This window comes from Ignavibacteriales bacterium (assembly GCA_015709675.1).
In the GTDB taxonomy this organism is placed as follows: Bacteria; Bacteroidota; Ignavibacteria; order Ignavibacteriales; family Ignavibacteriaceae; genus H2-BAC3.
The window spans coordinates 1,948,218-1,973,482 of record CP054182.1 but is presented as its reverse complement, the minus strand read 5'-3'; the positions used below and the strand labels follow the sequence as shown (position 1 = coordinate 1,973,482).

Here is a 25,265-nt window from a genome sequence, read left to right as displayed (position 1 = left end):
TCCTCCGGAATCAGAACATTCCACAATCTTCCGGAAGCCCCCTCTTTCCTCACCTGGTTGGGGGGTGAGTTTCTTCCTCCGTAGGTAATTCTCAACTTTCAACTTTCAATCCTCAACTTCCTTCCTTTTTCCCTCCGGAAAATTAGAGCGTTATGGTCTGTTATATTTCCCCTGTTTTTAGCATTTTGCATTCTTACTTTTCACCAACAACCGGAAAAATTGTATGCAATCAGGATCTGACTCCGCCACTTATAAGTCTGCCGGTGTGGATATCCGGGCAGGGGAAGAAACGGTTGACCGGATAAAAAACCACGCGAAGAGCACGTTTAATTCATCGGTTTTATCGGGGATAGGTCATTTTGGCGCCTTTTTTAAGCCCGATTTTTCAGCGTATAAGGAGCCGGTGCTGGTCTCCAGTGTGGACGGTGTGGGAACCAAGCTCCGTATTGCTATAAATACCGGAATTCACTCCACCATAGGGCAGTGCCTGGTGAATCACTGCGTTAATGATATAGCCGTCTGCGGTGCCGTACCTCTGTACTTTATGGATTATATGGCATTCGGAAAACTGAATCCCCGTGTGGCTGAAGAGATAGTTGCAGGATTTGCCAAGGCCTGCCGCGAAAACGGTGTGGCTCTTATAGGAGGTGAAACCGCGGAGATGCCGGGCCTCTATCAGAAAAGGGATTATGATCTCTCCGGCACCATTGTAGGCATTGTTGACCGCTCGAAGATTATTGACGGAAGCGGTATTCAGGAGGGGGATGTGCTTATCGGGTTCCGCTCTAACGGACTGCATACCAACGGCTACTCCCTCGCGAGAAAAGTGCTGCTGGCTGAGTTCCGGCTTGAGGAGTATATACCGGATTTCCGCTGCTCCATGGCTGAAGAACTGCTGAAACTGCATATATCCTATCTCCCTCTTGTTACTGAACTGAAGCTGCTTGACGCGGTTAAAGGGCTTGCCCACATTACCGGCGGCGGCATAGAAGGAAACACAAAGCGGATTCTGCCGGAGGGTCTTGCGCTTGATATTAACTGGGATGCATGGCCCCATCTTCCGGTATTTAAGATGATTCAGGAGCTCGGAGATATACCGGATGAAGAGATGCGCAGCGCGTTTAATCTTGGCATCGGGCTGGTTGCCGTCTGCTCCCCTGATAACGCCGCAACTCTGATGACCGCGGGGAATAAGTTCCGGCTTCACCCGAAAAAAATCGGTACGGTAATCAAGCAGAAGAATGGCAGCTCTTCAAAAAAAGTGATTATGCCTCCCCTCCCCGAAGCAGCTAAACCGGAGCCGGATGAAGAGCCCGAAAAGCATTCAATTATTTCGGTGGTGAAAGTCCCTGATGAGATACAGCCCTGGTCTGAGCAGCCGGAGGAAAAGACAGGCAGTAATAACCAGTGAGGGGCCCGCTTTGCTGTGCCCTGTTCCTGATGCTGATATATACTCAGCAGATGCTGCCGCAGGAGCGGATTGTGTTCACCTATTTCAGCATGAAGCACACGGAGCTGCGGGCCGGATATACGGATGATAATCTGGCCACGGTGCATGACCTTGGCTCGCGCAACACCTTTCTGCCGGTTTGGACTGACAGCGGTGTGGTTTTCTGCGGAGAGAATTTTATCTGGAGAACCGACCGCGAAGGAGAAAACCTACAGAAGGTAGGTAACGGATATAAGCCAAGCCCCTCCCCATCCGGAAGATATTTTGCTTATTATGCTCCGGGGGGAATTCAGATACGGGAGTCGGGGGGAAAACCGGTTAAGCTGATTGAGGTTGATTTCTGGGATGATGTGAGCATCACCTGGCTCCCTGATGAAAAGGGAATAACATTTTTTAACGCTGATAAACAGATTTCATACGGCTTTCACCTGGAAGATGACAGCATCTTTGTGGTAGGCAAAGATGTCATACAGCCGGTGTGGAACCCCTCAGGCAGCAGGTTTTTATATAACGCTCCGCTTGATGATGCAGCATTCGGCATTTTTTACGGAAGCGGATATACCGCCGGTGATCAGGATACGCTGCTTTCTGATCCGGCAAGAAATTCACTGATTCCGGTCTGGGACCGTGGTGGAGAATCGTTTTATTTTATCGAACTGCTCCCCGATTCGCTGCAGGATTCTCCCGGCTCACTGCTCAAAGGGTATCTGACGGAATATCTGCTGGGCACAAAGGAGTACCGGGTTATAGATTCATCAGCAGCGTTTACGGATAACGTTTATCCGCAGTTTACGGTCAGCGGCAAAACAGGCCTGCTTTACTACACGCATCTGGATGAATTTGGCTTCGGAAAAATTGCCGTGTATGATAAAAAGAAAGGGAGCACTGAAATACTCGGCAGTGATGATTTCAGGAATGATTTTCGCTTTCCCGGTGTTTATTAAACTGAGGGGCGGAATCACAAAGCAGATTTATAAAAAGTGAACTCTCATTAAAAGGAGAAACAACTGTTTGAAAAAATTCGCGTTATATATACTTCTGGCCGGTGTGCTCTTTGCGGCCGGATGCTCGGGAGGCATTGAGCCGGAACCGGAGAAACCCATACAGATGGGCTTCGGCGGTACGGTTACCTTTTCCGGCACCTGGAACCCTGATATCACCCGCGTGCATCTGGTGGTCTTCCGCTCACCGCTGAACAGCGTGGCAGATTTTAACCCGTTTAATCTGGCGTTTGTGAGTGACTCCATTCCCATCGGAGCAAGCACCTGGACCTACAACACCAACGACAACAGGATAAGCGATATTTTTAACCTGACGGCGGGAAGCTATGCCTATACGGCAATTGCCTTCTCAACCACGCCTGAACTTGCTCTTGACCGCGGCGCCTGGTTTGTGGTAGGCCTTTACCGCGCTCCCGGTGATACCGCCGTTGTTTCCCCCGTCGTGATTCCGGAAGGGCAGTTTGTCTCCGGAGTTAATATATACTGTGATTTTGATAATCCGCCTCCACAACCACCGGAATAAGTATGAGATATATCTGGATACTATGTTTAGCATTCACGCTTCGCCTCGCGGGGCAGTCGGTCATTGAGGGTAAAATTACCGATGACAAACTGAACCCCCTCCCCGGAGCGAATATAATTCTGACCGGCACTGACTTCGGCACGGCAAGCGATCAGAAGGGAGAGTTCCGCATCACCGGTCTGCCAAGCGGTGAATACCGTCTGCGGGTTTCAGCCATCGGATATACTCCTTATGAGTCAGGCAAAATCATTCTCTTTAACGAAACCCGGAAGATCAACATCCTCCTGAAGGAAGAGGTTATTCTTACGGATCAGGTGATAGTTACCGCCTCAAAATATGAGCAGCAGATACAGTCACTCCCGGTGAGCGCGCAGGTGCTTCAGGGTAGCAATATAAGAAACAAAGCTCTTGCCTCACTGGACCAGGCGCTCCGGTATATACCGGGGGTAACGGTCACGCTTGATCAGGTCAGCATCCGCGGCTCAAGCGGATACTCCAGAGGTGCGGGCACCAGAGTAATCACCGCGCTGGACGGATTCCCCTTATATACAGGCGATACCGGCGAGATTATCTGGGAGATTTTCCCTTTTAACGCGCTGCAGCGGATTGAAGTGATTAAGGGAGCGGCAAGCTCAATCTACGGAAGCAATGCCATTGGCGGCGTGATTAACCTGATTACCGAAGAACCAAAGAAGAATGAAACCTATCTGCGGATGTACGGCGGTGCTTACAGTGATCCTCCGCATGATCTGTGGAAGTGGAACAGCAGCACTCGCTATTTTAACGGTCTGCACGTCACGCAGAAACTTGCACTCGGCGGCGAGGCAGGCATGATGCTTTCCCTTAACCGCGCTGAAAGTGACGGTTACCGGAGTGATGATTTTTACAAGCGGTATTCCCTTTTCTTTAAGTCGGATCTTCCCCTCACGGAAGTCTCCGCACTTTCCCTGTACGGCAATGTATATATCATGGAGCGGGGTGATTTCCTTTACTGGAGAGATTCACGCAACGCGCTGGTTCCCCGTACTGAAGACGCGGGACAGCGGGTGAATTCAAACCGGCAGTTTTACGGCGCTGCGTATAAACACTCGCTGGGTAACTCACTCTTTCTCACCAACCGTCTTTCCTACTACCGCAACAAGTGGGATGATCAGTCCGCTGCGGCCAATTTTTCTCAGTCCGGGCTGATACGCAATGACTTTTCCGCTGATTATCAGATTACTGACAAGCTGCACACCATCGCGGGCTTTGAGGTAACCTCCGGCACCACCGATGCCAATATCTTCGGCGACCGGACTTCCTTCGGAACCGGTACATATATACAGGCTGAATACGCGCTCACACCGGAACTGCGTCTGAGCGGCGGCATCAGATATGACTATACAAAGCTTGATTCTCTTGAAGCGGAAAATGCCCTTTCGCCCAAACTTGGTTTGAATTACAAATTGAATCCCCGCCTCACTCTTCGGCTTTCCGCCGGTACCGGATTCCGGGCTCCCTCACTCGCTGAGACCTTTACGCAGACCAATCTGAGCGGTATTGTGATTAAGCCGAATCCATCGCTGAAATCGGAAACGGTGAGCAATCTTGAAATAGGCGGCAATTATCTCTTTGCTCCGGGGCACTCCGCTGATGTATCCCTTTTCTACAATGAATATAAAAACTTTATTGAGCCGGCGGTGGATATATCAGACGGCCAGATACGCTTTACCAATCTTACCGACGCGCTCATATCAGGGTATGAAGTTAATCTGGTCAACAGCATCAGCGCGCTTTCACTGCAGCTTTCAAACAATCTGATGTATCTGAACACTGAGGATAAAGGAAGAGACAAAGCCATGAAATACCGCCCGAAGTTTACCTTTACTTCATCCTGGCTTTTTTCCTGGCAGTATTTCTCACTGGTATATGATTTCAGATACTGGAGCCGGGTTGATGAGATTGATGATGAACTGGTGCTGCTTGGGCTGGTTAAAGACGGCAATAAGCGGACGGAAGTTTTTGTAAGCGATATAACAGCAGGATATCTGCTCGGCGGACTGAATCTGCCGGTAAAGGTAAGTTTTTCAGTAAAAAATCTTTTTAATTACAGCTATGTTGAAATGATCGGCAATATCGCTCCGATCAGGAATTTCTCACTCAACATAGAATCCTATTTCTGACATGACACTAACGGATTCTCACGCGCACCTCTATTCTCCGGAGTTTAAGGAGGATATAGACGCGGTACTTGAACGCGCCCGCCAGGCGGGGGTTCACCGGGTAATTATACCCGCAACGGATATAGCCACTGCAAAGGAAGTTACAGCCCTTTGCGACAAATACGAAATGATATACGGAGCGGCAGGCATTCACCCCCACGATGCTGCCAAAGCTCCGGATGATTACCTGAAGCAGATACGGGAGATTGCCTCACACCCGAAAATTGCGGCTATTGGTGAAATCGGTCTTGATTATTTTTACGATTTTTCACCCAAGGATATACAGCATAAAATCTTCCGTGAGCAGCTTGACCTTTCGCTTGAGCTCGGCAAACCGGTTATCATCCATAACCGTGATTCCACTGAAGATATGATGAATATAATAAGAAGTTATGCCGGCACCGGTCTGAAGGCGCAGTTCCACTGCTTTAACGCCGGTCTTGAAGAAGCGCGTGAGCTGGTGCGGCTGCATCATTATATCTCCTTCACCGGCAATATCACTTTTAAGAAAATGGATGAGCTGCGGCAGATTGCAGCGGGAGTCTCTCCTGAGCATCTTCTGCTCGAAACCGATTCTCCTTATATGACCCCGGTCCCATTCCGCGGCAAACGGAATGAACCGATGCATACGCGTCTGGTCGCTGAAAAACTGGCGGAACTGCACCACCTCACCCCTGAGGATATCTCAAGAATTACCGAATATAATGTCTTCCGGTTCTTTGGCATCGGATCAACGCCGGGGGTTTCCTTTACCTATAAAATAGGAAAAGCGTTATATATCAACGTCACCAACCGCTGCAATGCGGATTGTGTCTTCTGCACGCGCGGGTCGGAGCCGGTTATCAGCGGCTATAATCTCGGAATGAAAAGATCGGAGGAACCTCCTGCTTCTGAATATATACGTCAGATAGGCGACCCGAAGCAGTATTCTGAAATCGTCTTCTGCGGTTACGGCGAGCCTACCATCCGGTGGGATGTGGTGAAAGAAGTGGCTCGGTATGTTAAATCCTCCGGCGGCAAAACCCGGATGAATACCAACGGGCACGGATCCTTTATTAATAAAAGGGATATTACTCCTGAGATGCAGGGTGTGCTGGACTCCGTTTCGGTGAGTCTGAACAGTTATAATCCGGAGAAATACACTGAGATTATGCAGGTGAACAAGTCCCTCTTCGGTGAAATGCTTTCTTTCGTACAGAAAGCTCAGGAATATGTTCCGGAGGTTGTGGTTTCAGTGGTCTCGGGCATGGAAAATGAAGCTGAGTCGGAAAAATTCAGTGAGTCCCTCGGCAAAGTAAAATTCAGAGTAAGAGAATTCTTTTGAAAAAGTTACTATATATACTTTTTGCGATATCATCTGCGTTATTCAGCCAGACCCCGTCACAGCGTATAGAAGAACTGCTGAACAGTTCTTTTTTTGACACCTGCCTGATTGCCGTTCACATCACCAACGAATCCACGGGAGAGACGGTTTTCAGCCGGAACAGTAAAATGCTGCTTCATCCCGCCTCGAATATGAAAATCATAACCTCGGCTGCAGGGCTGCTTTTTCTCGGGCCTGAATATACATTCCATACCGCGCTCATTGCGCAGGGTAAAGTTTCGAAGGGTACATTTACCGGAGATCTTATCATCAGGGGGGGCGCTGACCCTGACTTTACCGACTCCCTCTTAACTGAAATGGCTGCTGCACTGAAGAAGAAAGGAATTACACGGATTAAGGGGAGGCTGATCGGTGATGTTTCCATGGTGGATAGTCTTTACTGGGGCAACGGCTGGATGTGGGATGATGACCCTTCATTTGACGCGCCGTATCTTTCGGCACTAAATATCAATGATAACGGACTTTATGTTACCGTCACCGCAGCAGAAGGTGATTCCGTTCCCGCGGTTACGCTCGAACCGGAAACGGGATATATGCCTGTGAAAAATCGCGCAAGAGTTACCGCAAATCCGGAGCAGCCTCTTCGTATAAACCGTAACTACCTCGAAAATAAGGATGAAATAATTATTGAGGGCGATATACGTCCGGGGAGGGAGCAGAGTGAGTTCCTGAACGTAAGCAATCCTCCCCTCTATTTCATGACCCTTTTCCGGGAAAAGCTGATTGAAGCCGGTTTCAGGAATGTTCCGGCGCCGGAGATAACACGCAATTACGAATACGGCAACAATGACACTATATATACCGAGAGCAGAAGATTTGATTCACTGATTGTTAATCTGAACAAAACCAGCGATAATCTGAGCACGGAAATGGTGCTCCGCGCTCTCGCTCACAAATATTCCGGGTCTCCGGCAAGCGCCAGGAACGGCGTAAAAATGATTGACAGCATGATTGTGCTTCTGGACATGAACCCCTCAGTTTACCGCATTGTTGATGGCTCAGGAGTTTCCCATTACAATCTGGTTACCGCGGAGCTGCTGCATACGATACTTGCGCATTTTTACCGCAACGAGCAGGAGTCGGGGCTTTACCAGATACTCAGGAATTCCTTCCCCATTGCCGGGGTTGACGGCACACTTGAGAACCGTATGAAAACCGGCGCAGCGTTTGAAAAAGTATATGCTAAAACCGGCACCCTGAGCGGAGTGAGCTGTCTTTCAGGATATACCGTAAACAGCAAAAATGAAACGCTGGTATTTTCCATCATGATGCAGAACCACTACCGCAATATCCGGCGCGTGCTTGATTTTCAGAATGCCATCTGTACCATTATTTCGGAGTAAGCTGCATGAGTAAACGGCTGTTCATCAGTTCAGAAAAAATGCTTGGCCACATACCGCCTTTCACCCATGCTGAGAGGCCTGAGCGGCTGCAGTCCCTTCTTGCGATTCAATTACCTGAAGGGTATGACCGGATTGATGATTACCCCCGGGTTACGGATGAGCAGTTATTGCAGATCCATGACCGTGCGCATCTTGAGTATATACGCAGCAGCGTGATCTCCGGCGCGAAGCTGCTCGATGAAGGGGATACCTACTCTTCCCCCGGTTCGCTTGATGCGGCATACATGGCAGCGGGCGCGGGCATTACCGCGGTTGACAAAGTTTTTACTGAAGGATATAATTCAGTATTCTGCGCGGTCAGGCCTCCCGGGCATCATGCTGAAAAAAACAGGGTGATGGGTTTCTGCTACTTTGGCAATGTCGCGGCCGCGGTCCGTTATGCTCAGAGTAAAGGATATATAAAGCGGGCAGCCATTGTGGACTGGGATGTGCATCACGGCAACGGAACGCAGGATATTTTTTACAGCGACAGTTCAGTGCTTTTTTTCAGTATCCATCAGATGCCCCTCTGGCCGGGAACCGGATATGCTTCTGAGCAGGGGGAGGGGGAAGGAAAAGGATATACGGTAAATCTCCCCGTAAAACCGCACACCACCGGTGATGTATATACTGCTCTCCTCCGCGAGCAGATCATCCCCCGTATAAACGAATTTAAGCCGGACTGCCTTTTCATCTCCGCCGGATTTGATGCCCATGAAGATGATCCCCTTGCGCAGGTTGCACTGAATGAGCAGGACTATGCAGAAATGACAAAGCTGCTGAAATCCTGTGCAGATTCACTTGGAATCCCGGTTATCTCGATGCTTGAAGGAGGATATAATTTAACCGCACTTGCAAACAGCGTGAAGCGTCATCTTGAGCACCTCTGAACAAGAGCCCGTTCATAATCTGCACTACATTGAATATGAATCGGAAAGCGGCTCCGGCACCTGTTTTGTCTTTATACATGGTTTTGCCTCCGATGCGGCTGAGTGGGAACAGCTCTGTTATGCAATTGCACCGCGCCATACCTGTTATATGCTCAGTCTCCCCGGCTGCGGGCACTCTCATTTTCCCGAAGATTTCACCCCAGACGCGGATGCGCTTGCTGCTCTGCTTAAAGAATTTCTAACGCAGCTGCCGTATCAAAAAAAGATTCTCTGCGGTTACTCAATGGGTGCCCGGCTTGCGTTATATACTGCCCTCTATCAGAACCCCGGAATTTCCGGCCTTGTGCTTGAATCAGGCACTCCCGGTATACACAACCCCGCTGAAAAAATAAAAAGAATTGAGGAGGATAACGCTCTTGCTGATACCATTGAGCGCCTTAGCGGTGAGGATTTTGAAGCACTCTGGAAAAGCCGGGAAATTTTTTCCTCGCAGGCAGCCCTTCCTCCGGGAACCGCTGAACGTCTGAAGGAGCGGAGGAGGAGAGCAAATCCGGCTGTGATGGCTGAATATCTCCGTCACTTCGGCACCGGAGTTATGCCAGGTATGCGGAATGATCTGGGCAGGATTTCTGTTCCTGTTATAATAATCACCGGTGAAAAAGATGAGAAATTTACCCGTATAGGCACGGAGATGTGCGGCCTTGTTCCGGATGGACGTCACGCCATCATCCCCGGTGCAGGGCATAACACTCATCTGGAGAAACCTGCCGATTTCGTAAATTTGTTGTTTAATTTTTCAGAAAATTTGTAAAAAATCAGACGATTATGAGCTATAACTGGACTAAAGTAAAAGACTATACCGATATCATCTATGAAAAAATGGATGGCATCGCAAAAATCACTATCAATCGCCCGGAAGTAAGAAACGCCTTCCGTCCGGAAACCGTAAAAGAACTTTATGATGCATTTGCAGATGCCCGCGAAGACCTGAGAATCGGGGCAGTGCTCTTCACCGGAGCAGGACCATCCAAAGACGGCAAATATGCATTCTGTTCGGGGGGAGATCAGAGAATCCGCGTTGACAAAGGTTATATGGGGGGTGACGGTGTACCCCGCCTTAATGTTCTTGATCTTCAGAAACTCATCAGAAGCATGCCTATACCCGTCATCGCGCTGGTTGCGGGATACGCCATCGGCGGAGGTCATGTGCTGCATGTTATCTGTGATCTGACCATTGCAGCAGAGAATGCTATTTTTGGCCAGACAGGTCCAAAGGTTGGCAGCTTTGACGGCGGTTTCGGTTCAAGCTACCTCGCACGCATCGTTGGTCAGAAAAAAGCGCGGGAAATCTGGTATCTCTGCCGCCAGTATGATGCACAGGAAGCGCTGGATATGGGATTGGTGAATAAAGTCGTACCGGTTGATCAGCTTGAAGCCGAAGGTGTGCAGTGGGCAAAGGAAATCCTGGAGAAATCTCCCCTTGCCATCCGTCTGCTAAAATCTGCGTTTAACGCAGAACTTGACGGCCAGGCCGGAATTCAGGAACTTGCCGGTAACGCAACCCTGCTTTACTATATGAGTGAAGAGGCACAGGAAGGAAAGAATGCGTATAATCAGAAACGCAAGCCGGATTTCAGCAAGTATCCCAAACTTCCGTAATGAGCTCAACTGCTCTCTCTCCGTTTCAGATCTGGATGGCCGCGGCTCGGCCTAAAACTCTTGCCGCGGCTATAGTTCCCGTTGCTGTTGGCAGTGCAATGGCATTCCGCAGCGGTTCGTTTAAAGTATCTGCTTCGGTTATCGCGCTGCTTGTCGCGCTGCTCATTCAGATCGGCACCAATTTTACCAACGACCTTTATGATCACCTGAAAGGCGCTGATACTAAAAAACGGGTCGGCCCCCTCAGAGTGATGAACGCAGGACTGGTTACCGAACCGCAGATGCGCATGGCTATATATATTGTGTTCGGGGCAGCGTTTCTGCTCGGGATGATTCTGGTGGTACAGACCTCCTGGTGGCTTCTGGCCATCGGCATTATATCCATCATCTCAGGACTTGCCTATACAGCCGGCCCGTATCCCCTCGCTTATAACGGTCTTGGTGATATTTTCGTGTTTATCTTCTTCGGGCTGGTCGCCACGGCAGGAACGTTTTACGTAAATACCGAAACTGTTACGCAGCTTTCTTTAATTGCCTCGGTTCCGGTTGGACTGCTTATCACCAATATCCTTGTCGTGAACAACTACCGTGATGCCGATCAGGATAAAACCGCGGGTAAAAAAACCACGGCTGTGCTGTTCGGAAGAGGATTCGCTAAGTTCCAGTATATCATTTCATTTGTTCTTGCGTTTGCTGTTCCTCTCTGGATATATACAAAAGGATATGCAGAGTACGGCATGTTTCTGGTGCTGTTTCTTCTGATTCCCGCAGTACTGATAATTAAGGGATTTCTCACCCGGCAGGGCCCGGAGCTGAATAAAACCCTGGAAAACACCGCCAAATTCACCGCGGCTTACGGACTGACTTACTCTCTCGGATTTCTGCTGTGATTATCGAACAGGTGCTGTTTGAACCATTCACACTGAAGTTCAAAGAGCCCTTTGTCTTCGGCGGAAATTCCCTCACACACAAAGAAGGTTTTCATCTTACCGTCCGTTTCGGCCGGTTCACCGGAAAAGGTGAAATCTCCATACTCACACCTTTTGGCACTCCCTCAGCAGAAGAAGCGGAAAAGTTTTTCCTAGAGGCAGAATCATTCCTCATGCACCGCAATCCGGTAGATATACTTTCAGACCTGATCACCGGCACGCATCAGTTCCCCGCTGTGGTTGAATCAGCAGTCGAACAGGCAGTCATATCATTGATCTGCAATACTGCTCAGGTTTCCCCTGCCGAATTGCTCAACAGAAAGCCGGCGGAGCGCGTGAAAGTTAACGGTGTGGTCAGTTCTTCAGACCCGCTGCATTGTGTGGCCGCGGCAAGACGGCTGCTGCAAAATGGTATTACCACAATAAAGGTTAAAACCGGTCAGGGTGATATACAATCCGACATTGCAAAGATATCAGCACTGCGGGAGCATTTTGAAGACCAGATAACGCTGCGGCTTGACGCAAACGGTAGCTGGTCTTTTGAAGAGGCAAAGATCTATCTTCCGCTGTTTGAGAAGTATCAGATTGAGTATATTGAACAGCCGGTGAGGGACTGCAGTTTTTTCAGCCGCCTCAGAGAGCATACCTCAATAAAACTTGCTGCAGATGAATGTGTGGAAGATTATCAGACTGCTGTTTCACTCATCCAGAACCGCGTGCCCGATGTAATGATTATAAAGCCGCTGCTGATTGGGGGAATCAGAAAATCCCTCGCCATAGCGAAGCTCGCTAAGGATGCCGGAATTGAAACGGTAATCACCACCTCACTTGACGGAGCAGCCGGCAGGCGTACCGCGGTTGTTACTGCCGCACTGATTGAGTCTGATATGAGCCACGGACTTTCAACCGGCTTCCTTTTTGAACAAGACCCGGAGCCGGATTATTATATTCCGGGCAACGGATATATAGACACCCATGATCTGCGTATCTGATTCCGGATTCAGAATTTCAGCTTCTGACGGGCCTGAACTAACCTGCAGCCGGTTCCTGGCACTTGCCGGAGCTGAATCAGTTAAGCTGAAATCAAAATTTGCGAGAACATCACCGTATCTTATCCTCCCGGCCAAAAACTCCGCCGTTTCTCTGATCCGTATATATGCTTCCTGGCTGGCAGGTTTTACTCCTGTTCTGATTTCCCCAGATGCCACCGCGAATGAAAAAAAAGATTACAAAAGCCAGCTTGCAAAAGGAACAAAAATATATCCTGAACTGCTTTTGAACAAAAAAGAAATCGCTGGAATACCATCAGGAGTAAAACTAAAGCCGTTTACACCACCTAACGCCAAGGAAGCTGTTATTATCTTTACCTCAGGCAGCACCGGAAAGCCAAAAGGGATTATCCATACATTCGGTTCCCTCACAGCTTCCGCAGCTTTACAGAATAAGCTCACGAATTCCGGAAAGAATTCTGAATGGCTGATGAGTCTGCCTCTTTATCACATCGGCGGTTTTATGATTTTCTTCAGGGCGATGCTCAGCGGAAGCAGCTTATATATTGCCGGGAAATCAGGAGCCGGATATCTGAAGGAACTGCTGACAAAAAAAGTGATAACCCATCTTTCACTCGTTCCGGCTCAATGCTCTGAACTGCTCAGAACACCGGAAGTGTTCAAACAGGTGAAATGCCTTCTGCTGGGCGGAGGGCCTGTTGAAAAACGCATTATCATTAAACTGAGAAAAAGAAAAATCCCAACGCAGATTATCTACGGCTCAAGCGAAACCGCGGCATTCTGTTCAGCGGTGCAGCCGGAAGAAGTAAAAAATCCCAGGAGGCTTGGGACTAAACCTCTGCGCGGAGTGCGGTTTCTGGCGATTGATGAAAATCGAAAAACTCTTCCCATGGGAAATGAAGGAAGAATCATTGTCAGTTCCCCCGGACTATTCAAAGGATATACAAACGGTGATAAGGATACTTTTTTTGAATACCGCAAAGAACAATACTATGTCACCAGTGATATGGGATATATTGATTCTGACGGATTTGTTCATATCACCCGGCGGGCAGACTCTATCATCATTACCGGAGGGAAAAAAGTCTCCGTGAGTGAAGTGGAGCAGGCACTTGCAGAGATTCCCGCCGTGAATGCAGTTAAGGTATTCGGCATCAGGGATGACTACTGGGGAGAGATGGTCTGTGCTGCTGTTGCTGCAGAGGGTATCAGTTCAGAATTTCTGACAGCTGCATTAAAGAAAAAACTATCGGGCTTTAAGATTCCGAAAAAATGGCTGATTATGAAAGAACTTCCCAAAACCGCGTTAGGAAAAACCGATACCGCTAAACTAATCAGAATGACCGGCTGACCTTTCCCGCATAGATCTTCTTTGCATCTTTGCGGGTGATTATTTGCCCGCAGTTTGTTTTATCAGCGAGAATCCGCGCTGTGAAGCATCCGTAAAATCCGCGTCCAATTGGCGAAGTACGAGTTTGGGAGTTGAAGGCAGATTGTCATCTGTCTGTACGATTTGAATTCTTTGCGTCTTAGCGCCTTTGCGCGAGGTTCTTTATCTGCCGTTTCGCTAGATTGTCATCTGTCTGTACAAATTGAAATCTTTGCGTCTTAGCGCCTTTGCGCGAGTTTCTGCTCCCTTTAAGGAAACTTCTTTTACTTTGCTTTTAAATTCCGGAACCCAGTTTTTTCAAAAACTCAGGCAGCTTCTGCTTTGCCCCGGTTTTCTTCGATATACAAACATGGGCGATTTTCAATTCCGCGGTTTTATTCCCCTCATGAAAAAACTCAAACAGGAATTCAAACGATGACTCTTTCATTTGTGATACCGAGATAAAAATCTGCAGCATATCACCCAGCCGTAGCATTTTCTTAAAATCAGCTCCGGTGGAAATTACCGGATAAACCAGCTCAGCACCGTCATAAAACTGAGTAAACTCCCCTGTCTCATTAAAATACTCCGCTATTGCCCCCTGCGCATAGCGGAAATAATTGGCAAAAAAGATTATGCCTGCAGGGTCACAGTCCTCAAACCTGACCAGCTGCCGGCTTTCATGAAAGTACTGTACTGAGGATGCAGCGTTGGTCATTTCAGGTAAACCAGTTTTTTGGAAACTGCACCAAGCGGACTCTGCATAGTAAGAATATAAACACCGGCGGGAAGTCCGGTTGGAGTGAAATACTCTTCATACTCCCCGGCTTCCATCTGCTCATCACGGAGGCGCGATACCTCTTCACCAAGCTGATTATATACCGAAAGCCGTACGCGGACATTCTCCGGCAATGAGTAGGTAATTTTTACCGAAGGATTAAATGGATTCGGATAGGCATCATTCAGAGTATATTCCAGATTATCCGGTACAAGACGGATCATTTCAGTGCCGATTACCCTCGATGTGCCGTCAAAATCATGCTGGGTTATGCGGTATATATAATTACCGAAAGTACCGGGATTATCGGTAACGGTATAATGCCTTGAAGAAACGGTTGTACCCGCACCGTCAACGGTTCCTATGACCGTATAACCGGCATCCTGATTCACCGCTGAGCGCTCAATGGTAAATAAGCGGTTATTGGTTTCAGTAGCGGTTTTCCAGTTCAGCAGTACCGAAGAACCAAACTGCTGCAGGGTGAATGAAATAAGCTCAACCGGCACGGTAGCGTAAAAGCGATTGTAAAGCTCATTCCAGAGTTCCTGTCTGTCGCCGTCATAACCGAGCGCCCACATTCCCACACCGAGATAATTTTTTGACTGCGCGAGCGCATATTTCAGCCCGAGACTTGAATCGTCATCATACCACACCTGATACCATTCATTGTTTTGCTGATATCGGTACCAGGGCACCTGCTGGTCTGATGCCCACAAACGGCCATAAGTCTGCGCCAGGGTCACATCAGTTTTAAAACGGGTTGTAGATATATAATCCACTACTGCTGAATGTGGCTGGTCGGTCTGTGTCTTCCATTTCAGTCCGTAATAGGGAATCCCCAGAATCAGTTTCTGCGGAGTATTATTTGTCATCCAGCCATATTGTGTGGTAACGGTATTTGTAATATTAATTGATCCGCCGGTCAAAGGTGAACATGCACCTGAGGTTGTACTCCAGCTTCCCCAGAATGCGTAGCCCATGATAAACACATAATCGCATGAAGCAGCAAGACCAGACAAATTATACCCTGAAGTGAGTGCCGGTCCGGCAAAAGATACTTCACAGTTTGGCATCGAGGACTTAAGAAAAGCTGACAGATCTGCCATGAACGTGTTCAGCACGGTTCCCCGGTCGGCTGAATAGAGTCCTTCAAAATCTATATTTACACCATCAAGCTGATACTGCTGAATTCTGGTCTTTACATTGTTAAAGAAAGTCTGTTTAACGGTAGGGTTGGTCATAATGGTACGTATATCATCCGCGTCGAAGTTTACTGCGGTAAGGATAACCTTCACGCCATTCTGATGAGCGGTATTAATAACATCGGTCCAGGGCCAGCCTGAAGGATTTCCCATCGAACCGGTCGCCGTCACCGTGAAATCAAATGCACCGATATGGGTTAATATGTCATAGCGCAGATACTGGCGGCTTGGGCCGTATTCCCAGTCAGGCAGATAACCGAAGATTACGGTATTTGTCTGCCGGCTTTTATCAAACTGGAGAGGAATAATATCATTACCGCGTGAATCAAACTCAGACGGAAGTTTATGGGGACTGCCATACTGCTGATAATGTTCTTTATGGACAGAGTATTCCTGCGCAAAACTTATTGCAGCAACAAAGAGGGTGATGAGTAATATTTTATTCATTTTGGGACTCCGGTTGTTATTCGGTTTTTTTCTTTCGGGAAAGAAGCTGATATATCTCATCATTCTCGCGGGAGAGGGCGTTTATTTTAGCCTCCTCACCGCTGTCTTCTGATTCTTTTTCAAGTGAACGGCTGAACTCTTCGCTGGTAATGACGGTGCAAAGACATGCCTTAGCCAGGTTAATAATTTCATGATCGGAAGAGATAACAGATGCGAGCTTCGGATTCTTTATCTGCTCAATCTCCTTCCGTATATAGTAGTCTGCGGGCTTACCCCCTGAGTAATGAAGAGACATGCTGCCTGAGGATATACGGCCGTTTTCTATGCCGTCAAAAAAGATTTTCACTTTTGCCTTACGGAGCTGCGGAGACTCAAGAAGCAGCGCGACCAGAAGTTCCCGGCTTCCCTGCTTTGAGTTCTTCCAGAGTGATGCAGTACGTTTTATTTTCAGCATCAGATTATTGCCGTCTATCAGATAGGTTTTCAGTTTATCTTCCTCCGAAGAAGCGGTCTGTCTTGGTAATTTTAAGATCCTGAAGCTGTGATGCTTTCACTTTAATTTCAAAGCGGTAACCGGTGTAGCTGCCAATCGGATTCCAGGTGAAGTTCATAATCCAGCAGTGAAGATCACGGCTTACGGTAACCTGAGGTGCGGCAAACTGTTTCTTGTCAAAATCATAACTGCCGACCAGAATAAACTTCCAGTTCTTGGTCAGATTAAAATTTAAATTTGTGCTGACGTTTGAATAAGAGGTGCTGAGTGAAGGACTCGGCTTTGAAAGACTGTAGTTATAATTAAGAGAAAGACTCCACGGTATGGTGAAATCAGCTTCCGGCACATCATATATACCGCGGTAGTTCGCGTTGTTATCTCTGAAAAGCGGGTCTTCAACCGGAATCTCATCCTGATTTTGCTGCCCTGCGGGAGTTTCCGGTTTCAGCCGGTCACCTGAAAGTGTTGTAGAGATGGAAAAACTCAGAGATTTCAGCCGCATCAGTCCGCGCCCCTCAGAAGCGAGAAAACGGTTTATTGTTCCCTTGTTCTGGTCAAAGTCGTAAAAGGTGTAGCTGGAAAATCCGCTGATATTCAGTATATCTCCAACCTGCGTGCGGTAACTCAGCCGCAAATCGGAAAAGCGGAGACTGTCCGCAGCCATATCATAATTAAGATCAGCACCAAAGTTAAGGAGCTGAATTTTTTTCTCTTTGGATGTGGTATCAGTCGGATCAACCATGGTTTTCATTTCAAAGAGATTATCCAGACGCATGGTAAGAAGACGGCTTTCCCCCTGAGAAGCTCCGCCAAAGATTTCACGCTCATATTTATTATACTTTACCCGGCTTCCGTCACTCAGGGTGTAATGATCATAATAGCCCCAGCCGTCAGTGGAAAAATCTGGCTGAAAGCTCACCCCGATTGAGGGCTGAAGAATGTGGCGAACCGCTGCTATACCAAGCTGATTAGCGTTAAATACTCCGTAAAGTTTAGTGGTCGCGTTCGCGGAAAGACTGAAAAGCCGTACCATAGATATTTTATTTACATCATCCGTAACCACGGTGTCGTTGCCGGAAAAAGCAGAGACTTTAGCAGTCTTCACGATCTGCTTGTTATACCAAGCTTCCCGGTAGTTAAATGAGGGGGAGATGCTTATATATCCCAGCTTTGGCGAGGCGCCGATGGATGCGGTGTGCTGCACACCGCCGCGGATTCTCAGGTCACCGTCTGTTTTATCTCTCTTATTCTGAAACTGACCGCTGTAGCTGACGCCAACCATTTCGTACCAGCTCTGGTTTGACTGCAGTTTGCTGGTGCGGAACGGATAGAACTGTGACTTGGTGAAATAAAGAGACGGAAGCACTTCGTTTATATCCCCCGACTCAAGATTCTGGCGGCGTGAATAGTTGACAGACATACTGCTTCCCCACTCCTCCCAGCTCTTGGAATAGGATGCGTTGGAGTATATATCATTGGTCAGAAGCTGGTTATAGTCAGCGCTTGTCTGCCGGTAGAAGCTTCCTGACATAAACTGCATATTGGCGTCAAAACGGCTGGTCGGGTCAATAGTCTGGTTATGATTCCAGCTTACCTTATATTCGGTTGTACGGGTGAAATCAGGATCTGTCTCCTCTCCTGAAAAGAGATTTGAATAACTGGCCTCAAGTTGTCCTGTAAAACTGTATCGCTCCGCATATCTGAACCGGCTGTTAAATGTATATCCCCCTTTCAGATAATAATCAGCGGTCAGATTAACATCAGAGTAGTCACTCAGCGCCCAGAAGTAGCCGAAGCGGGAGAAATATTTACCAAAACCCTGGCGCTCTCCGTAAGCCGGAGCCAGAAATCCTGAACGCCTGCCCGACTCAAGCGGAACCACAGCGAACGGAAGCGGAATAGGAAAGGGCACATTGTTAAATGCCAGCCAAATCCATTTACCCACAAGCTGCTCTTTCTGGATTACTTTCATTTCACTGCCGAAGAAGTAATAGTGAGGCTCATCGGCATCACAGGTGCTGTATACACCATTCTCAACAAAGTAGGTATCCTTGGTCACCTTTTTTATTCGCGCACCGGAGTAAGAAGTTTCAGCTTCTTTTGTCTTTGCATACGTAATAAAGCCCTTTGTGGTTTTGTAATTATAACGCATACGTGAGCCGCGGTATTCCTCCCCCTTGTCACTCAGAACGGGACTTTCAGAAAGCTCATCTGATGTATCAGTTTTTACACCGGTCGCCTCAATTTCATTCTTGTTAAAATCAATAAATACCTTTCCCGCGCTCAGTTCTGTATCTTTATAGCGGACATTACCTGAGCCGTAAAGATCCATATTTTTTTTCGAGACAGAGAAGATGAGGGAATCCTTTGCGGAAGTGTAAATAACTGAGTCCACCCCGCTCCGGGCAGGGCCGGTAATGGCTGTATCTGTAACAACCGGGGCATCCTTGGGAACCGGCGGGGTATCCTGCGCCTGAAGTGAAAGTGAAAGAAAAAGCAAAAGAGCCGGGAAAACAATCATAGAGTTTTTTCCGCAGGCAAAAATGATACTCATTACCGGCCACTTTCCGGTAAAAAATGAGGATTTCGTGCTTTTTTCTGAGATTTTCTTCATTTGTACGTGCAATTTACGAAAGGAATCACGAGGGAGGAAGTGTGAATTTGCATATCTGCCGTGAGACTGGCAGGGATGAGATTATGCGTATGCTCTCTGTCACCAGACGGATACACCATGAGGCAGCCGGTAAGAAAAAAATCACAGCAATCGTGTGTCTGAAAAAACCAAAGCTTTCCGCCCGGTGTTTACCCTCCAATCGCAGCCAGACTTTCCACACTGATAAATTCAGGTTCGCGAATCTGAGTTCACGAATTGCCTGATACATATTCAGGTAATCTGAATAATAAAAACAAAAAAGATTATATCACTCATGGGAGAGTTATAAATGCGGCTGACTGCAAACCATTGCACAAACCATAATGAAGGATGAATATTTTTTACTGCAGTTTGCAATAGTATCGATCAGCGAAAATCCGTGCTGCGAAGCATTCTTAGAATCCGCGTGCAATGTGCGAAGAATATGTTGCTTAGCTAAAGAAAGATTGTCATCTGTCTGTACGAATAAAGCTCTTTGAGTCTATGCGCGAGAGACTTTTGCCTAAGCTGCTGACAGATTAAGAATATATATCAGTTGTACTTGTAATAGACTAACGCAGATGCGCCAAGGATTCCCGCCTCGTTTTTTAATTTAGCAGGAACTATTTTGCACAGCGGCTTAAGTGATTTACCCACCCGGTCTTTCATTCCGTCTTCCATTGCAGTGAAGAGCCGTTTTCCGAATCCGGCCACCCCGCCGCCCACCACGAAATTGGAGACATCAAGGATATTGGCAACATTGGCAAAAGCATAGCCGAGTTTTCTGCCAAGATCATCCACAACACTAATCGCGAACTCATCACCGGCTTCCATTGCGCGGGAAATAAGTTTGGGAGTCAGGGGAATCTGTTCTTCACGCATGATGCGGGTGATAAGACTATCCTCACGCTGCAACAGAGCATCTTTAACTCTTGCAGTAAGGTAATTATTTCCAGCATAGGTTTCAATACATCCGTAAGAGCCGCACTTGCATTGTGGTCCGGCATAATCAATGGAACCATGGCCTATCTCTCCGGCAAAGCCATGGCTTCCGCGGAATAGCTTTTTATCAAGCACAATACCGCCGCCGACTCCGGTGCCGAGAGTGATCATAATAAATGAATCAAATTTTTTACCGGCACCAAAGATAAGTTCACCGATTGCGGCAGCGTTTGCATCATTATCCACAAAAGCAGCATGCTTGAATTCCTCGGTTATTTTTTTTCCGAGTTTCACCTTTGTCCATCCGGGAAAGTTCGGCGGATTCTCAACGGTACCGTCTTTCAGCTGTACCACACCGGGGGCTCCGATGCCTATGCCTTTAATCTTATATCCCCCCGGCTTCAGAACCTCATATATACATTTCTTAATCTGTTTAACAACTCTGTCAGGACCCTCCTCCGCAAAGGTATCAAGGACCGCTTTTCTGACAATCTTTCCTTTACTGTCAACCAGTCCAACTTTAACTGATGTACCGCCTAAATCTACGCCTACTGCTGCTGTTTCTTTCGTCGCCATATCAAACAATTATGAATTATGAAGTATGAGTTATGAATTACTTGAGAGTGTAAATTACTAATTGTACATTGATCATTAAACATTGTACACTGAAAATTATCTGTCTGAGAACTGTGTGTCAATGATGCGGATTTCGTTAGGTGCAGTCATTGATCCGAATTCTGTTCTGATAGTGGGCTGTGCAAAAAGTTCAACCGAAGAGTTGCCTGAGCCGATTCCCGCGAGTGAAAGCGCTATATTCAGAAGTGACTCATAACTCTTGCTCTTGAACGTCTGAACCAGATCAAATGAAATACTCAGCGGAATAACTGAGGTTTCGCCGGTACCAGGAACGGTAAACGAGCTTGCAATATCACCCTGTAAAACTTCAGTTCCATTAATCACGAGCCGGAAAGGAAACTCCTCAATCGAAGCATTAGTACGCGGGAAACCGCCGCTTCCGGTATTCGGGTTTTTTGCATCAACATTCAGGATGAAAGAGATGGGAAGATTTCCCTTCGCCACCGCTGAGGTGAAACTGAGGATATCACGGGCGTTAAAATCTGATACACTGTTCTTTCCTGAAAGTGATATTCCTGCCACAGTAATGTTCCCTGCACCGTTCAGTTTATACTGCAGACGTCCTATATTGGCAAGGGTTTTATATACCGAGCAGGATTGGAGCAGAAGCGCCGAGACTGATATAAAAAGCAGAATAAACGAATACACCACCTGATTTCTTGTCATTGCGACATCCTGATTTTATTAAGTGACTCGGTAATTTTTTCATTAATAAGTGCGGCAACCTGCAGAGCACGGAGTCCGTCCTCGCCGGAGACCACCGGGCGGGTCCGGGTTTGTACCGAGCGGACAAACAGCTCAAGTTCATATTTCAAAGCATTTACTTCACGGGCTTCCGGCTGTTCGTATATCACTTTCTTTTTCTTTTCACCCGCGCCTATTTCTCCAAAGCTGATATATCCTGTTGCGATCTTTTCCTCAGCATCAGTAATGCGGAAAACTTCCGAGTTTCCTGTGGTGAAATCCAGTGATATATAGTTATCCTTCTGAAAGATGCGCATCTTCCGCATCTTCTTTTGTGAAATACGGCTTGCAGTTACATTAGCCACAGCGCCGTTTTCAAACTCAATGCGGGCGTTCGCGATATCAATCAGGTCGGAGACCACACCCACTCCGCTTGCTTCAACCCTGGCCACCGGGCTTTTAACAAGACTGAGGATGATATCAATATCATGAATCATCAGATCGAGCACCACATTCACATCAGTACCGCGCGGATTAAACTGAGCGAGTCGGTCAGTCTGGATGAACAGAGGATTGAGCAGATACTTTTCCAGCGACAAAAGCGCCGGGTTAAAACGTTCAATATGACCAACCTGAAGAATTTTATTCAGTTTTGCCGCAAGAGCGACCAGTTCTTCGGCTTCAGCAATCTCTGAAGTTATCGGTTTTTCGATAAAAATATCCTTACCGGCTTTCAGGCAGAGAGAGGCTGTTTCAAAATGAGTTGTGGTCGGAGTGGCTATCGAGATTGCATCGCAGAGGGTAAAAAGCTCATCCGGAGTGGAGCAGGCCCTGCAGCCGTATTCCGCTGCAATCTGCGAAGCGCGGTCAGCATTTGCGTCATATATACCCGCGAGAGTGGCAATTTCCATTGATGCAAACATTTTTGCATGAAGGGAGCCGAGGTGTCCGGTTCCCATAACACCGACTTTCAGTTTTTCAGCCATATGGTTATAGACCGAAAATTTCCACGCACTTAATGGCGTTGTGTGGAATGAAAATTCTTACGGTTTCATTTTCCCGTGTGGTCTCAAGCAGCAGGCCTTCAGAAAAAGCACCTACCAGCTGACCGCTTTTAAAAACGATTTCATAAATGGGAGTATTGGATTTCGGCTCCATCACTATGCCGTAATTTTCGTGCATGGTAATGTTGAGTACTTTTCCGATATAACTGGTCCAGTCCATTTGCATAAATACAGCTCCTCAGTTCAATTCTTGTAATTTGGTTATCATAATTTGTTTGTCGGGACAGTTGTAAAACTTTTCAAAATATTTCAGTGCAAGGGCCTTCTCTTCAGAGGCAAGGAAATTCAGGACAATGGTCAGCACCGTCCCGAAGACTTTTTCCGATGCCTCACAAATATACGAATCATCGCCATATTGCCCTGAGAGCATCTCTATCAGCATCTCATTAGTGCGGGAGTAATCCTCATAGAGATCTGTACTGACATCAGGAATGCCCTCTCCGTCGTAGACAAAATAGCGGACAGGGTTATAACTCCCCCGCCCGCCTTTAGAAAGAAAAATGCTGTCCATAGCCGGGTTGCCGCTGATGATTACAAAAGAGTTCAGTTCTGAATGATAATCAACTTCCGGTTCAACAAGCCCGGAGTAGATGGAATCCACAAAACTGAATACCCGGCTGCCGTCAAAAAGGACAAGCGAATAAAAAAGATTACCGCCCATTCTCCGTTTCTGTGTTACGATCAGTTCCTCATATCCGTCAGAATTCAGATCCAGTTCTGAAACGGACGCCTCGCCGCAGGTATAGGAATCAGTTTCGTATCCGTTAACGTCAAAAAAGAGAATAATGCCGTTTTCAAGAACCCAGAAGGGTTTATCCTTAGGTTCTTCCTGGGCAGTAATCTCCCCTAAAAAGAAGATCATGCAGAAGAATATATAACGGAAATCCGGCAGCATGATAATCAATTATAATGCTTTAAGCGCGTTATTAAGCTTTGTAACTGCTTCCTTGGCATCTCCGAAATACATGAGTGAATTCGGCAGATAAAAGAGCTCATTATCAATACCGGCATAACCTGCTGCCATAGACCGCTTAATAATGATGGTGGTTTTGCCGTAATCCACATTCAGAATAGGCATACCGTACACCGGCGAAGAAGTATCATGCCTGGCGGCCGGGTTCACCACATCATTAGCCCCGATAACCAGAGAGACATCGGTATTTCTGAAATCTTCGTTTATATCTTCAAGCGCGAGCATATACTCATACGGAATATTAGACTCCGCAAGAAGGATATTCATGTGTCCCGGCATTCTTCCTGCAACCGGGTGAATGGCGAAGCGGACGGTGATTCCTTTTTTCGTGAGTATATCCATCAGATCTTTTACCGCATGCTGTGCCTGTGCAACGGCCATTCCGTATCCCGGAACGATAATGACCGATGAAGCTGAATCAAAGATCATAGCTGCTTCTTCGGAATCAACCGATTTAACCGTCACGTCTTTTTTCGCAACATTTGAGGGGCCTGATGAAGTTGCGCCAAATCCGCCCAGCACCACGCTCATGAGCGAGCGGTTCATCGCTTTGCACATGATATTGGTGAGGATGATACCGGATGCCCCTACCAGCGCACCGGCAATGATTAGCATATTGTTATCAAGTACAAAACCTGTAGCAGCGCCTGCCAGTCCGGAATAGGAGTTCAGCAGTGATATAGCCACAGGCATATCAGCGCCTCCTATCGGGATAACCAGCAGAATTCCAAGTATCAAAGATATATTAAGTATCAGCCAGACATAGGTGTTATCATGAGGATAAAGCACCATAAAAATCATACTTACCAGCACACCCACAATCAGCAGCCCGTTAATGGGATGCTGCATGGGATACTGCACAGAGTTACCTGATACAATGCCCTGCAGTTTACCGTAAGCAACAAGAGAACCGGTAAAGGTAACAGCACCGATAAAGATTGAGAGGCCGATTGTAATGGCGATTTTTGCTGATATATCACCGGGGATGGCATCAAACTTAAGATACTCAGCAAGACCAACCAGCGCTGAAGCAGCGCCGCCAAAGCCGTTCAGCAGACCTACCATCTGCGGCATAGCGGTCATTTCCACTTTTGTGGCAAAAATAACACCTATTGCCGAACCGATCAGAAGACCTGCAAGGATATATTCAAACGAGAAAATATGCTTATCAAGCAGAGTAAAAGCAACCGCAAGCAGCATTCCGAGCGCGGAAAGAAAGTTGCCCTGCCGTGCTGTTTTGGGTGAACCGAGTTTCTTGATGCCGTATATAAACAGCACAGATGATATAAGGTAGACAATATTTATTAAGAGAGGAGTATTCATTTCTTCTCCTTCTTCTTAAACATCTTCAGCATTCTGTCTGTAACCAGATACCCTCCCACCACGTTTGTCGTGGCGAAGATGAGAGCAACCATACCAAGAATCTGCGCTGCCTGATTATCCTCCAGCCCTGAAGCAATAAGCGCTCCAACAATGGTGATGCCTGAGATAGCATTGGAGCCGGACATCAGCGGTGTGTGAAGGTTTGGCGGTACTTTAGTGATGAGTTCGAAACCGGTAAAGATCGCCAGCACAAACACATAAATAAACATTAAAAAGGTAAATGAATCCATATC

Annotated in this window: 23 protein-coding genes; 12 read left to right on the top strand and 11 right to left on the bottom strand. The window is 47.3% G+C overall.

Annotated elements, in window-relative coordinates; translation table 11 throughout:
* Window positions 1–223 precede the first annotated feature (223 nt).
* From HRU80_07345 to HRU80_07290, 12 genes are all read left to right on the top strand, one after another.
* A complete protein-coding gene (locus HRU80_07345) occupies window positions 224–1,411 on the top strand; it encodes a phosphoribosylformylglycinamidine cyclo-ligase (protein QOJ28703.1) in 1,188 nt (395 codons plus the stop codon).
* A gap of 29 nt (window positions 1,412–1,440) precedes the next feature.
* The gene (locus tag HRU80_07340; GenBank protein QOJ28702.1) at window positions 1,441–2,394 is read left to right on the top strand and encodes a hypothetical protein; all 954 of its coding nucleotides are present in this window, start codon (window positions 1,441–1,443) and stop codon (window positions 2,392–2,394) included.
* Window positions 2,395–2,461: 67 nt separating this feature from the next.
* Window positions 2,462–2,974, top strand: coding sequence for a hypothetical protein (locus HRU80_07335; protein QOJ28701.1), 513 nt, complete (start codon window positions 2,462–2,464; stop codon window positions 2,972–2,974).
* Window positions 2,975–2,976: 2 nt separating this feature from the next.
* On the top strand, window positions 2,977–5,136 hold the full coding sequence (locus tag HRU80_07330; GenBank protein QOJ28700.1) for a TonB-dependent receptor: 2,160 nt from the start codon (window positions 2,977–2,979) through the stop codon (window positions 5,134–5,136).
* 1 nt (window position 5,137) lies between these two features.
* A complete protein-coding gene (locus tag HRU80_07325) occupies window positions 5,138–6,499 on the top strand; it encodes a YchF/TatD family DNA exonuclease (GenBank protein QOJ28699.1) in 1,362 nt (453 codons plus the stop codon).
* Window positions 6,496–7,902 (top strand): D-alanyl-D-alanine carboxypeptidase/D-alanyl-D-alanine-endopeptidase, encoded by a 1,407-nt coding sequence (gene dacB / locus HRU80_07320; protein ID QOJ28698.1) that lies wholly within the window; start codon window positions 6,496–6,498, stop codon window positions 7,900–7,902. The genes HRU80_07325 and dacB overlap by 4 nt, the downstream gene beginning before the upstream one ends.
* 5 nt (window positions 7,903–7,907) lie before the next feature.
* Window positions 7,908–8,831 (top strand): histone deacetylase, encoded by a 924-nt coding sequence (locus HRU80_07315; GenBank protein ID QOJ28697.1) that lies wholly within the window; start codon window positions 7,908–7,910, stop codon window positions 8,829–8,831.
* Window positions 8,818–9,642: an alpha/beta fold hydrolase gene (locus tag HRU80_07310; GenBank protein QOJ28696.1), complete on the top strand. Its 825-nt coding sequence runs from the start codon at window positions 8,818–8,820 to the stop codon at window positions 9,640–9,642. The genes HRU80_07315 and HRU80_07310 overlap by 14 nt, the downstream gene beginning before the upstream one ends.
* A 14-nt stretch (window positions 9,643–9,656) precedes the next feature.
* Window positions 9,657–10,490: a 1,4-dihydroxy-2-naphthoyl-CoA synthase gene (gene menB / locus HRU80_07305; GenBank protein QOJ28695.1), complete on the top strand. Its 834-nt coding sequence runs from the start codon at window positions 9,657–9,659 to the stop codon at window positions 10,488–10,490.
* Entirely contained in the window at window positions 10,490–11,380 is an 891-nt protein-coding gene (locus HRU80_07300) for a 1,4-dihydroxy-2-naphthoate polyprenyltransferase (protein QOJ28694.1), read from the top strand. The genes menB and HRU80_07300 overlap by 1 nt, the downstream gene beginning before the upstream one ends.
* A complete protein-coding gene (gene menC, locus HRU80_07295; protein ID QOJ28693.1) occupies window positions 11,377–12,411 on the top strand; it encodes an o-succinylbenzoate synthase in 1,035 nt (344 codons plus the stop codon). Before HRU80_07300 ends, menC begins: the two co-directional genes overlap by 4 nt.
* Complete coding sequence (locus HRU80_07290) at window positions 12,395–13,780, top strand: long-chain fatty acid--CoA ligase (protein ID QOJ28692.1); 1,386 nt, start codon at window positions 12,395–12,397, stop codon at window positions 13,778–13,780. Before menC ends, HRU80_07290 begins: the two co-directional genes overlap by 17 nt.
* Before the next feature lie 313 nt (window positions 13,781–14,093).
* Here HRU80_07290 and HRU80_07285 read toward each other — a convergent pair whose 3' ends face one another.
* The 11 genes from HRU80_07285 to HRU80_07235 all read right to left on the bottom strand — a co-directional run bounded on the left by HRU80_07285 (window position 14,094) and on the right by HRU80_07235 (window position 25,262).
* Window positions 14,094–14,516, bottom strand: a complete 423-nt coding sequence (locus tag HRU80_07285) for an acyl-CoA thioesterase (GenBank protein ID QOJ28691.1) — start codon at window positions 14,514–14,516, stop codon at window positions 14,094–14,096.
* Complete coding sequence (locus tag HRU80_07280) at window positions 14,513–16,225, bottom strand: T9SS type A sorting domain-containing protein (GenBank protein ID QOJ28690.1); 1,713 nt, start codon at window positions 16,223–16,225, stop codon at window positions 14,513–14,515. The genes HRU80_07285 and HRU80_07280 overlap by 4 nt, the downstream gene beginning before the upstream one ends.
* 16 nt (window positions 16,226–16,241) lie before the next feature.
* On the bottom strand, window positions 16,242–16,679 hold the full coding sequence (locus HRU80_07275; protein QOJ28689.1) for an NYN domain-containing protein: 438 nt from the start codon (window positions 16,677–16,679) through the stop codon (window positions 16,242–16,244).
* 34 nt (window positions 16,680–16,713) lie between these two features.
* Complete coding sequence (locus HRU80_07270; GenBank protein QOJ30485.1) at window positions 16,714–19,239, bottom strand: LPS-assembly protein LptD; 2,526 nt, start codon at window positions 19,237–19,239, stop codon at window positions 16,714–16,716.
* A gap of 663 nt (window positions 19,240–19,902) precedes the next feature.
* Complete coding sequence (locus HRU80_07265) at window positions 19,903–20,868, bottom strand: ROK family protein (GenBank protein QOJ28688.1); 966 nt, start codon at window positions 20,866–20,868, stop codon at window positions 19,903–19,905.
* Between the two features lie 96 nt (window positions 20,869–20,964).
* The gene (locus HRU80_07260; protein ID QOJ28687.1) at window positions 20,965–21,594 is read right to left on the bottom strand and encodes a hypothetical protein; all 630 of its coding nucleotides are present in this window, start codon (window positions 21,592–21,594) and stop codon (window positions 20,965–20,967) included.
* Window positions 21,591–22,598, bottom strand: coding sequence for a Gfo/Idh/MocA family oxidoreductase (locus HRU80_07255; GenBank protein QOJ28686.1), 1,008 nt, complete (start codon window positions 22,596–22,598; stop codon window positions 21,591–21,593). The genes HRU80_07260 and HRU80_07255 overlap by 4 nt, the downstream gene beginning before the upstream one ends.
* Before the next feature lie 4 nt (window positions 22,599–22,602).
* Entirely contained in the window at window positions 22,603–22,842 is a 240-nt protein-coding gene (locus HRU80_07250; GenBank protein ID QOJ28685.1) for a hypothetical protein, read from the bottom strand.
* A 12-nt stretch (window positions 22,843–22,854) separates the two neighbouring features.
* A complete protein-coding gene (locus HRU80_07245) occupies window positions 22,855–23,580 on the bottom strand; it encodes a hypothetical protein (GenBank protein QOJ28684.1) in 726 nt (241 codons plus the stop codon).
* Window positions 23,581–24,972, bottom strand: a complete 1,392-nt coding sequence (locus HRU80_07240) for an NAD(P)(+) transhydrogenase (Re/Si-specific) subunit beta (GenBank protein ID QOJ28683.1) — start codon at window positions 24,970–24,972, stop codon at window positions 23,581–23,583.
* Window positions 24,969–25,262, bottom strand: coding sequence for an NAD(P) transhydrogenase subunit alpha (locus HRU80_07235; GenBank protein ID QOJ28682.1), 294 nt, complete (start codon window positions 25,260–25,262; stop codon window positions 24,969–24,971). The genes HRU80_07240 and HRU80_07235 overlap by 4 nt, the downstream gene beginning before the upstream one ends.
* Window positions 25,263–25,265 lie beyond the last annotated feature (3 nt).